At 46.6% G+C, this 10,280-nt stretch carries 14 protein-coding genes and 1 pseudogene; 6 read left to right on the plus strand and 9 right to left on the minus strand.

All coding sequences use genetic code 11. The annotated features are described in order from the left end of the window. Nucleotides 1-59: 59 nt before the first annotated feature. From AYJ55_RS20760 to AYJ55_RS20785, 6 genes are all read left to right on the plus strand, one after another. Nucleotides 60-449 (plus strand): hypothetical protein, encoded by a 390-nt coding sequence (locus AYJ55_RS20760; RefSeq protein ID WP_063657778.1) that lies wholly within the window; start codon nt 60-62, stop codon nt 447-449. After that, the gene (locus AYJ55_RS20765; protein ID WP_162505778.1) at nt 367-999 is read left to right on the plus strand and encodes a PD-(D/E)XK nuclease-like domain-containing protein; all 633 of its coding nucleotides are present in this window, start codon (nt 367-369) and stop codon (nt 997-999) included. The genes AYJ55_RS20760 and AYJ55_RS20765 overlap by 83 nt, the downstream gene beginning before the upstream one ends. Next, nucleotides 992-1,471: a PD-(D/E)XK nuclease-like domain-containing protein gene (locus AYJ55_RS20770; RefSeq protein WP_063657780.1), complete on the plus strand. Its 480-nt coding sequence runs from the start codon at nt 992-994 to the stop codon at nt 1,469-1,471. The genes AYJ55_RS20765 and AYJ55_RS20770 overlap by 8 nt, the downstream gene beginning before the upstream one ends. Next, on the plus strand, nt 1,468-2,622 hold the full coding sequence (locus AYJ55_RS20775) for a recombinase RecT (protein WP_063657606.1): 1,155 nt from the start codon (nt 1,468-1,470) through the stop codon (nt 2,620-2,622). Before AYJ55_RS20770 ends, AYJ55_RS20775 begins: the two co-directional genes overlap by 4 nt. 133 nt (nt 2,623-2,755) lie before the next feature. Then, a complete protein-coding gene (locus AYJ55_RS20780; protein WP_063657589.1) occupies nt 2,756-3,793 on the plus strand; it encodes an Rpn family recombination-promoting nuclease/putative transposase in 1,038 nt (345 codons plus the stop codon). Nucleotides 3,794-3,987: 194 nt separating this feature from the next. Further along, complete coding sequence (locus AYJ55_RS20785) at nt 3,988-4,362, plus strand: ProQ/FINO family protein (RefSeq protein WP_063657588.1); 375 nt, start codon at nt 3,988-3,990, stop codon at nt 4,360-4,362. 19 nt (nt 4,363-4,381) lie between these two features. Here AYJ55_RS20785 and AYJ55_RS20790 read toward each other — a convergent pair whose 3' ends face one another. The 9 genes and pseudogenes from AYJ55_RS20790 to AYJ55_RS32245 all read right to left on the minus strand — a co-directional run. Then, the gene (locus AYJ55_RS20790) at nt 4,382-4,939 is read right to left on the minus strand and encodes a tail fiber assembly protein (protein WP_063657587.1); all 558 of its coding nucleotides are present in this window, start codon (nt 4,937-4,939) and stop codon (nt 4,382-4,384) included. Nucleotides 4,940-4,949: 10 nt separating this feature from the next. Next, entirely contained in the window at nt 4,950-6,254 is a 1,305-nt protein-coding gene (locus tag AYJ55_RS29945) for a phage tail protein (RefSeq protein ID WP_162505732.1), read from the minus strand. A 29-nt stretch (nt 6,255-6,283) separates the two neighbouring features. After that, nucleotides 6,284-6,930, minus strand: a pseudogene (locus AYJ55_RS20800) (baseplate wedge 1 family protein). Then, nucleotides 6,927-7,769 (minus strand): hypothetical protein, encoded by an 843-nt coding sequence (locus tag AYJ55_RS20805; RefSeq protein WP_245677492.1) that lies wholly within the window; start codon nt 7,767-7,769, stop codon nt 6,927-6,929. The pseudogene AYJ55_RS20800 and the gene AYJ55_RS20805 overlap by 4 nt, the downstream one beginning before the upstream one ends. Further along, a complete protein-coding gene (locus AYJ55_RS33840) occupies nt 7,667-8,155 on the minus strand; it encodes a baseplate J/gp47 family protein (RefSeq protein WP_245677493.1) in 489 nt (162 codons plus the stop codon). Before AYJ55_RS33840 ends, AYJ55_RS20805 begins: the two co-directional genes overlap by 103 nt. Continuing rightward, nucleotides 8,152-8,508 carry a contractile injection system sheath initiator gene (locus AYJ55_RS20810; protein WP_063656260.1) on the minus strand — a complete coding sequence of 119 codons (357 nt, stop codon included), beginning with the start codon at nt 8,506-8,508 and terminating at the stop codon, nt 8,152-8,154. Before AYJ55_RS20810 ends, AYJ55_RS33840 begins: the two co-directional genes overlap by 4 nt. 46 nt (nt 8,509-8,554) lie before the next feature. Next, nucleotides 8,555-9,208, minus strand: coding sequence for a phage baseplate protein (locus AYJ55_RS20815; protein WP_162505779.1), 654 nt, complete (start codon nt 9,206-9,208; stop codon nt 8,555-8,557). Further along, nucleotides 9,186-10,046 (minus strand): hypothetical protein, encoded by an 861-nt coding sequence (locus tag AYJ55_RS20820; protein ID WP_063657781.1) that lies wholly within the window; start codon nt 10,044-10,046, stop codon nt 9,186-9,188. Before AYJ55_RS20820 ends, AYJ55_RS20815 begins: the two co-directional genes overlap by 23 nt. Then, nucleotides 10,024-10,280, minus strand: a 257-nt coding sequence (locus AYJ55_RS32245) for a phage baseplate plug family protein (protein ID WP_063657782.1), incomplete at its 5' end; no start/stop codon positions are given. The genes AYJ55_RS32245 and AYJ55_RS20820, both read right to left, overlap by 23 nt.

Genomic DNA, 10,280 nt, shown 5'->3' on the forward strand with positions numbered 1-10,280 from the left:
CCTCTCAATATATCTTTTGAGACTGACGGCGCAAACTGCTGTTTTACAAATCGCCCAGATTGGAAGAAATTAGCGTTGAAGAGTATCTCGCTAATACCGAAAAACAGACGGATATTATCGAAAAACAGGGCATAGACCAGTTTTGCGCTTTACTCACGATATTTGGGGTTCAGGAAGAATACGACGAAGGCGAGATTCGCGATGCGGAGGATTTGTTGGCCAATCCATCAGAAGAGCCAGAGATTTTTGAGCAATATACCAATCTTCGTGAATTGTTGTCTGTGAAAATACAGGAAGCAGACAAAACTATCTCTTTAAGCGAAATCAAGGAAATAGCGATTCATCTTTTTGAGTGTGGAAAAAATAATGAGTTATCCACTAAATCTGTCGTTATGTCTGTGGAAAACGTGGGAGAAGCGGAAAAAAGCGGAGGCGAATATAGTACCTGAAGAATTGGTTAATAATTACACAGAAGGGCAACAATTAATTAACTCAAAAGTCACAAACATAGACGACAACTCTATCTTCTCTGCTTTTCCTCCCGTTAACGGAAAAATCATGAGCGGTGAAAATATCACGCTTGAGATGTTGAACGGCTGTGTGGATGCGTTGAAACCCACAGAGAACTTGATTGTTCGCCGTTTGTCAAATAGCACCTATCACGCGGCAAACGGTTATTCGAGTACGCAAATTAGGTTGGTGCAAAAGGCAGAGACAATAGCTGTGCTGGATTGGGACAAGGACGCACCCGTTCAGGAAGGAAAAACAAGAGCGTTTTTGATTGGTGATGCGGTACATACGGCTATTCTTGAGCCGGAGAAATTTCCGCTAAGATATGTTTCTGCACCTGAGCTGGATTTGCGTACAAAGGATGGCAAAAAAACGCTATCCGATTTTGAGAAAAAAAATCTAACATTGGCAAGGGTTGTTTTAAAAAAGGAGGAATTTGAGGCAATCCAATTGATGCGTGATTCTGCGCTGGCTTACCCCAATGGTTGAAGAGCTACTCGAAAACGGCGAACCAGAGGTTTCAATTTTCTATCGCACGGAAAAGGGGACGCTATTGAAAATTCGTCCTGATTTGTTGGGAATCTATTCAGATAAGCCTTTCTTGTTGGATGTGAAAACGACTGACAATTTTCAAGGTTTTGGGAAATCTGTTGATGAGTTTGGTTATCACATACAAGCGGAATTTTACCGTCTGATTGCTAATCAGGTATTTGGTCAAGCGATAGCTTTCACTTTCTGTGCAATTGGCAAAAACCCAGCTTATGGGCGTTTTCCTGTGAAACTTTGTGAACCCGACGACGAAGATAGCGAGCAGGGCGTATACGAAGTAAATCGTGTGATTGATATGCTAGAAAGCGTCATAGAAACCTACCCAATAGTCAAAATATCCCGTCCTTTCTGGGCAAAACAGGCGGATAGAAAACGCAGAGAAGCTTTGATGATGGAAGAGGGTGTAGCATGAATACCGGACTGGAAACCATGAACAACGTCTATGCCAATTTGCAATCGGTCATTACGCAGCAAGGCATAGCAGCCCTGTTACCTGCTCAGGTTACGCCTGAGCAGTTCACCCGAACCGCCGCAACCGCATTGATTGAAAATGCGGATTTGCAAAAAGCCGATAAGCAATCACTGGTGCTGGCCTTAACCCGTTGCGCCAAAGACGGACTTATGCCTGACGGACGAGAAGCTGCTCTGATTGTCCGTAGTACCAAAGTCAATAATCAATTTGTGAAAAAAGCCGTCTACATGCCGATGGTGGACGGTGTTATGAAACGTGCCCGTCAATCCGGTCAGGTAGCCAATATCATTGCAAAGGTTGTCTATTCACAAGATGAGTTTGAATATGTGATTGATGAAAACGGCGAGCATTTAACCCACCGTCCAGCGTTTTTTGATGGTGATGAGGTAGTAAAAGTCTATGCCTTCGCCAAACTCAATAGCGGTGAACTGGTTGTTGAAGTGATGAGTCGCGCTGACGTGGAAAAGATACGCGATACAGTGAAAAGCGCAAAAGACTACACAAGCCCTTGGGTGAAGTGGTTCGACAGAATGGCACTCAAGACAGTGATTCATCGCCTCGCTAGACGGCTTCCTTGCGCCTCTGAACTATTTTCGATGTTTGGGGTATACGAAGATGCAAATTCAACAGAAAAACCGCTCAGAATGGCTCCTACTTCGTTTAAACGGCTATCGATGAGGGATATTATCCGTGAGCGAAACGAAAAACTACGTCAAAAAGAAGAAACGGCGACAGATGTACAACCAGCAACTAATCCAAAATTGGACGCCGTATTAATCGCCCTCGACGATGCCACCGACGAAAAAAACCTTGCTGAAATCGTTGAGCATTGTACCCTGTTGTCCGCTGAGTTGTCTGAGGACGAAAAAATACAGCTTCGTGAAAAGATTAAGACTAGCAAAAAGCGGTTAATTCCAACCAACAAAGATAGCAATGTTTGGATGGCAAGACTGGCAAACGGTACGGGTGACGCTTGGCGATTTCGAGATGGTGAAATAGTCCACGGATTTTTCGAGGCTGAGAAAAAAGCCAAAGAGGTGGGCGCAGTATTGGAAAAACCGAGTCCTTACCGATTTAGTCCGAGTCATTAAAGTAAAAATGCCCCTGAGGTAAATAGGGGCGTTATTGCTAAAGCTGGATTATGATGTCTTAAATGTAATGATTAATATAGCGGGTTTGTTTGCCATAATTCAATCTGACGCGAGCAATTATTGAAGATATCCGATGAGTAAAAAATTCACCCCAACGCCCCATGATGCGGTATTTAAGCAGTTTTTAAGTGAAAAAGAGACCGCTAAAGATTTCTTTGATATCTGGCTACCGGATGAGATTAAGGCACTGTGTGACTTAGATAGCCTCAAAGTGGAATCTGGCTCATTTGTTGATAGTGAGATGAAAAACTACCAGAGTGATATCCTGTATTCTGTCAAAACAGAAAAGGGACAAGGTTATCTCTATCTGCTGATTGAACACCAATCAACCCCTGACAAGCTCATGGCATGGCGACTCATGCGCTACAGTATGGCTGCCATGCAAAAGCATTTAGAGGCTGGTCATAAAGAGTTGCCGCTGGTTTTTCCCATCCTGTTTTATTGCGGTGAGAAAAGCCCTCATCCGTATAGTACAGACTGGCTAGACTGCTTTAGTGGCAGAGATATTGCCGAAAAGATATACACCAAACCGTTTAAGCTAGTCGATGTCACCACGCTTGATGACGGTGAGATTATGCAACATAAGCGAATGGCGTTATTGGAGCTTATCCAAAAACACATTCGAAGACGGGATATGGCCGAGCTACTGAATAGTATTGTTAAACTGTTGTCGTATAATTATTATACTGATAATCAAGTTATTACTATGTTTAACTATCTAATCCAAGAAGGCAATGCTGAGCAACCAGCAAAGTTAATCAAAGAGATAGCCAGACAGACAGAGAAACATGAGGGGGCATTGATGAATATTGCACAAGGTATACGAGAAGAAGGCATACAACAAGGCATACAACAAGGTATGCAACAAGGCATACAACAAGGCATACAACAAGGTATGCAACAAGGCATACAACAAGGTATGCAACAAGGCATACAACAAGGTATGCAACAAGGCATACAACAAGGTATGCAACAAGGGAAAGTTGAGGGCGAAAAACAGGCTTCCATGAAGATAGCGCGCCAAATGCTCGAAAGTGGCATGGATAGACAATCGGTGATGAAATTTACGAGCTTAAATGATACTGAAATGAGCAACCTGTTTAAAGATTAAACCATGACAGAACGCCAAAATTTAAGCCTTAATCGTCCTAGAAAGCTTTCATCGGAAGAACATCACAAAAGTGACCTTGCTTACCGTAAAAAGGTCTGGGTAAAGGCTGCGTCAAAAAAACAGAAAAAAAACCTCATCCTTCGAAAGCCGTAAAACAGCAGCCCAAGCAGACGGTTGTTAAACCCAAACAGGAAGTGAAGGTTAAAACACCTAAATCACCCACACCGTCTAAAAAGCGATTACCGTTAAATGAGGCAATTTCACAAATTAGCACGTTTTGGCCTTATCTTTTCCCTGATGGCAAGCTGTGCCCAATGAAAATTGGCATCCAGCAGGATATGTGGCAAGAGGTGAAGGAAAAGGGCTTACCGATAGCGAGAAGGCGTTTAAGAGCCTGTTTGGGTAGTGTTGGTCATCACGCCGATTATCGCGCACTTATCCAGTTAGGCGCATTTCGTTATGACAAATCCGGTCAGATAGTTGGCGAGGTCACCCAAGCGGATGTTGAGGATAATTTGCAACGTTTAGCACGGCGAAATAAATCAACCAATTCTTTTCTGTCATGCTGATTTGGCGTTGGAAAGCTACTCAATCCGGTTTTTTCGGCCAGTCAATATCGGGTGCAGTTGAAACATCCGTACGGTTCACAAAAACCCGATATTTTTTCCAGGCTATCAGTCGTTTTTTCTCGTCTTCGGTGGCCATTTCTAAATCGACTGCATCTTGAAGGGGTGCAATTTCACGAGTGGCATCATATAATTTTTGTTGTTTGATGCCTTCTAATTTTTGTCTTTCTGCTAATTTTTCAGCTTCTGCATCCTTGACCCACTTTTCACCATCCCAAACATCATATTCGCTTTGAGGGGCTAATGATGTTAAATATTCCGGTACCTTACCTAATTTTTCAAGGGTGACAGATTGACGGCTTTTCGTATCAAACAAAACCAAACCGCGATGATCTTCCTGATATTCCCATTCCTGATTTTGTTCATTAAAAACAACAGCGAAACCTTCCTTTTTGTCAATTGGTTTTTTCTCAGTATGAAAAGGCAGTATGTCATGAGTTTCATCCGTGTAAGCATCGCAAGGACCCAGCAACTCATGTGTATCACTCGTGTAGGTATAGGCTTTAAAAATTCTAAACATTTTTGATTCCTTAACTGATTCTGTACCAGCCCATTAGCGTAATAAAAGCATTCGTTATATTAATTTCGCTACTACTTCCCGTCTTTCCCGTTGTACCTGAAACAGAATGGGTGTGTGCACCGATAGTAACAGTATGTGAGTGGTTCCCCGCTTGTGATGTATTTTGAGCCCTTGGTTTCCATTGATTAGGATTACCGTCATCGCCTCTTGCATTCCATGGGTCACGTACAACGCCTGCAAAATTATGTGCATGATTACCCGTTGCATTCGTATTTTTAGTACCATAATCATAGCTACTGGTTGTTGCTGAAAAAGTGTGCCCGTGAGCGGGTAATTGGGCTTCTGTCAGCTTAATAGCATCAGCGCCTCCGGTAGTGAATACATTAGAACCATCTGCTTTTGCTAAACGAATGGTTTTATTTTCACCAATGTATTGCCATTTTGTATTTGGAAATAAGGTATTGGGATTTTTATTTTGAGCAAACCAGACAACAATCCCTACCGGATAAATTCCGTCAATACTTACGGTTTTCGCCAAGTCATAAGCGGCTTTGACGGCTTTGGGTGTGGCGGCCAGCGTTTCATCATTGCTGTCAGTGGCGCTACTTAACCGTGTGAGACCGTGTTGAGTGAGCGACGCAACGAGGATAGCAAAAATAATCTGTGAACCATCGCAACGGATAACATTTCTGCCACTGGGCAGTACAACACCAGTCCCTGACAGGGGTTTACAGGTCAGGGTGAAATTCCCCTGACAGTGATTGGTGACAGTCCAGTTTCTTATCCATGGCGGGAAAATTACGGTGGTATCAGCAATAAGATTGCCACTGAAGACCAGTTCTTCTTTTGCGGCCTGTAAGGTAGTCAAGGTTATCGTGCCGGTTTCCAGTCCGGTTATACTGGTGATGCCGTAACTATTCACGGGTACCCACCCTGTTGCGGAGGCATCCAACACTTCCGGATTGGTCGTATTCCCGTCTATTGTATTTAGCCAAAAACCGTCATTCGTGGAATTGGGCACTTTCGCCCCCGCCGGATAACCACCAATCGCCGTGGCAAAATCGGCATCAAAAGGGTAACCCGCGCCCGCATTATGCCAACGATAGCCGGTGTATAGTTCGTTAAGTGCCTGATTCATGTCACGGCCATCAGGGGGCAAGCCGCCTGCGGCTTTAATCGTCATGGTAATGGGGGGAAAACCGGCATCATAAGAAGCCTGATTACTGCCGGTTGGCGTTTTCGCCGTTAAATCACGCCGTGAACCATTCGCCCCAAAGGGCACCGGTTTACGAGCGGGCAAGTCTGTTTTTTTCATAAAATACTCCAAAAAATTCTACTGGATGATTAACGTCCCGCCGTAAAAAACGTCCCCTCATTAAACGGATAGGCATCCTCGGCAAAGCCAAAGTAGGGGGCGACGACCTGATTGATATTCATCAGTACCCCAGAAGGTAACGGGGTGACCTCGCTGTTTCTCAATACTGACAATTCAAAGGGTTCTAGGGGAAAGGCGGTGGTAATACCAATAGTCATGTCACGATAATTCACACAAAACGCCTCGCCACGTTCCTTAAACAGAAAACGTAAGAAGCGATTGATTTCAGGAATAGTCGCAATACTGATGTTAGAAAACGCCTTGCTGAGTATCAGGCTTCGATAAGCGTTGTCCGCTAGCCGGATTTTTCTGGTTTCCTGCACACCCGCGTAATAAGGGGCATCACTGAACGGGGTGGGATAATCCGCTTTTCCTTCGTCTGCCTGCGCAAACCCAAACGCGCTGTTATCGACTTCCGCCGTGATGTAACGTGAAATGTTGACGATTTTCCCCACATATCCAGACCAAAGCGGTTGCAGGTGGTGATATCCCACACTTCATCAAGAAACCGGTCAGTAAAATCCTCCAGACTCACCGCCTGCTCGAATGTTGCGATGACAGACAGCAATTTCTGGCTGGCACTGTACTGGTTTAGCACCGTTTTTTGCCAACTCATTTTAACTCCACGTGAATGTTATCGGCTTGCAAAACGGGGACTTGCGCCACGCCTGGTGTTAACGCAGACAGCCAGTTTTTGCCGTCTTGGGATATCATTACTGATACGACACTCACCGAATAAGGCTCAATCGCAATAATCGGCGCGTAGTATTTACCCACATTCAGGGTTGCCCCTATACCCGCACGTTGAATGCCTTCTACCTCGCCATTAAACACGCGAATAACTGTTTTTTTAACTTGCCCGGTAATGTCACAGGGAGGATTGAGACTTTTATCAATGTTGACGGAAAAATAGACGCTTAATGGGGTGGCTCGCTGCCACTGCATCACATATTGCGGGTAAGGCGGCGAGTAGTTCTCTTTATCATAAACAGTAAAGGTGGTATCCCCATTCATGTCCGCGCCAGGATTGTAATACTGGAAGATCGTCTCGGCGATATCGGTATCGTTGCCACCATTCACACAAATAAAAACGGAATGCGGTTTAACCGGATAAAGAGTCGTGCCGATAGTGACCGTCTCCCTTGTTCGGTTTGACCAGACATACGCATCCGTCACACCTTGGGTTTCCAGTAGGGCCGCTTTCATCGCACCATCGGTATTACGACCGTTGCGCGCCACTGATTGGCGGCGGCGTGTTTCAAAGGCAATGCGGGATTCTACCTGTGACCCGACACGGGCCGGTGTGTCATTGGTGATGGCGTCCCACCCTGAAACAGAGCTAAAAATTTGCGTTAATTCCCCGTGGCGCAGGCGATGGGGCCATGCGTCGTGTTCTGGAAGGGGATTTTTACCGTGCCGCTGGCAGGGATGGTTGCTTCGCTCACTGAACGCCACAAATAACCGGCCTTATCCTGGGCGGTACTGCCTGCTGGGATACGGGTGCCGACTTTGCCCGTGCAGGTGGCCATGACAACGCTACCCTGACCAGGAATACGATTGAGAAAATAGATGCGCCCTATTCCATCCTGAAAGCGCCCGCTCGCAAAATCGGGGTTAATCTGGTTGAACAGGCATAATAATTTGTCGTAGACCTGCGCCAGTATTTCGGTCTCACTCTGGGCTATCTGTCCTTGGGGGGCGCTCAGTGATTGACTGGCATGGCCGCCCAATATGCCGACAAAATCCGTCAGCCGTCCGGCGAGCACGTCCGCGATATCCGGCACCGACACCCCGTTTTCGGTTATCGTGACATCAGGTACCGCGGTTTTCACTGTGGTCATAATATCACCTCCAATCGGTTATTCTCGTTATCCGTGACGCGAATGACACCGCGCAGTTTCCGACTGGCCTTATCCAGCCTGACGCTTGCTATTGCCTGGTTAACAACGGGCAGTTTTTCGGCCTCAACTTGTAGTTTTTGCGCAATAAATCCGGCAGTGGGTCGTCTTCCGAGGACTTCCTCCTTCCATGGAATGCCGAGTGAACGGTCAAAATAACATTCACCCATAAATACCAGACAGGCCGAGGCCACATCCTGGGCTACCGCGGCAGGGGTGGTCACTATTGCCAAATTGCCTTCACCGTCTAGCGTTAAATCCCACGCCTTATCCAGTTTTAGGGTGCAATAGGTCATAGCGTGTGCTCCGGTTTATCCGATGTGACACGGCTGCTGCCGCTTTCTACCCGTTCACATGATGATAATGGCTGTTGTAAGCTTCCCGCAGCGCTTTGATGCTGGCCTGTTGCGTACCGACATTATCGGTGATGTCACCCGCCGCCGTGACATTTCCGGTAAAATGCGCTTGGGGCGTATCGAGGATCACCCCAGAAGGGGCCTTGATAGTGGCCTGCTGACAGTGGATTTCAATGTTTCCTGGACTGGTGATATTTATTCGGTTATCCGCAAATTCAATAAACTGGGTCGGTGGCATATTCAGCAGTCCACCCATGTAAATGCCGTCGGCGCGGTTGTGTCTACGGCGAGTAGACGGTAATGCGCTCTGGCGGGTTGCCCTGACACGGCGGGTATCACGGTCACAAATTAATAGGTGACCAATATCCCCCACGACCGGATTCATGATGAGGGCACTGTTCCCCCGTTGCAGGCGAAATACCGGAATGGCGTAAATTGGGGTACTCTCCATCAGGACACCCCGCGTATCAGGATAAGCCAGCAGGGGGCGGACATCCACCACCAGATTGGGCGCTTCACCGTGTAACGCAATCACCTGAACAATTTCACAAAAAAAACAGCCGGCAAGAAGCTGACTGAAGGCATGCATAAAGGTGTTTGCATCATTACCGGATGCGTCACGGTTGTTTGTTTCTCTCATAAGCTTCAACACTCACTGCGTTACAGACACTGTGCCAGTTTCCCCCTTGCACCCAGGAAGAAAGAAAGTGTTCGACACCCGTTAACAGGTAGAGACCACTGGCACCCGGTAACGACGTATCAAGCGATACCGATCGCCCAAATGCCAGCAAGGGGCTGTACTGTGTCTGAAAGGTTAATCCATTCGCGTTGTGGATCGGATACCCTATCAAGCCATTTTCCGCCGAAATCTTCGGCATAACCGCATCCCTTGTTTTCCCAGCAGGCCAAACATGGATGATTTTTCCCACCGGTTGAAATTCCAGCCGATGAGACAGGCAAATGGCGGCTATCTGAGCAAAAACACTGCCGGCGTAATACGGGTTGGATTCGGTTAAGCCGCCCAATAAATTGGGTTGAAACGTATAGCCGTTCTGCTGACATAACGAATCGAGTAAATCACTGACATTCACGACACCCGTGCGTGAAATCGGCGGAATGACTTTAGCACGGAGGTCACTGGCGGCCAGCGCTTGAATGACAAACGGAGATTCGGGCATCGTATTCATATTGGCATAAGCAGATCTGACGGCGCCCTCGAATATCAAAATATCCCCACTATAGATAGCTATGTCAAATTGTCGTCCATCGAGCACCAGCGAACTGTAATCTTTTGGTGACAACATCCCGATGAGTTCTAAACTTAACCCATAGAGGGCGCACTCTGCCTCAACGCCGCCGTATCCGCCGTAGCTATTGGTTCTGACAAAGGATTTAACGTTATCCAAGGTTAATTCTTCTATCTGGCCGTTGCCCGTATCCAGAGAGAACGCAAACTTAAGCGTTTTTTTGCTGTACATTTCCATCCTCGTAAAAAAGAAACCATCGACTCCCTAGACCGTGCCAACGCGGGTCTTCTTGCCCTTGGGTATCCACGAAGAATAAATCACCGGTGAAGCCGAGCCAGGCATAGCGTACAAGGCGCGTGCCATGCAGACAGGGGACGCCCTGGACAACAGGTATTCCCTTTACCGTCAAATCCAGGTAGAGGGCACTTTCATGCTGCGTCAGCCGTAAAGTACATTCCTGGCCGT

Source organism: Candidatus Arsenophonus triatominarum, assembly GCF_001640365.1.
GTDB lineage: Bacteria > Pseudomonadota > Gammaproteobacteria > Enterobacterales > Enterobacteriaceae > Arsenophonus > Arsenophonus triatominarum.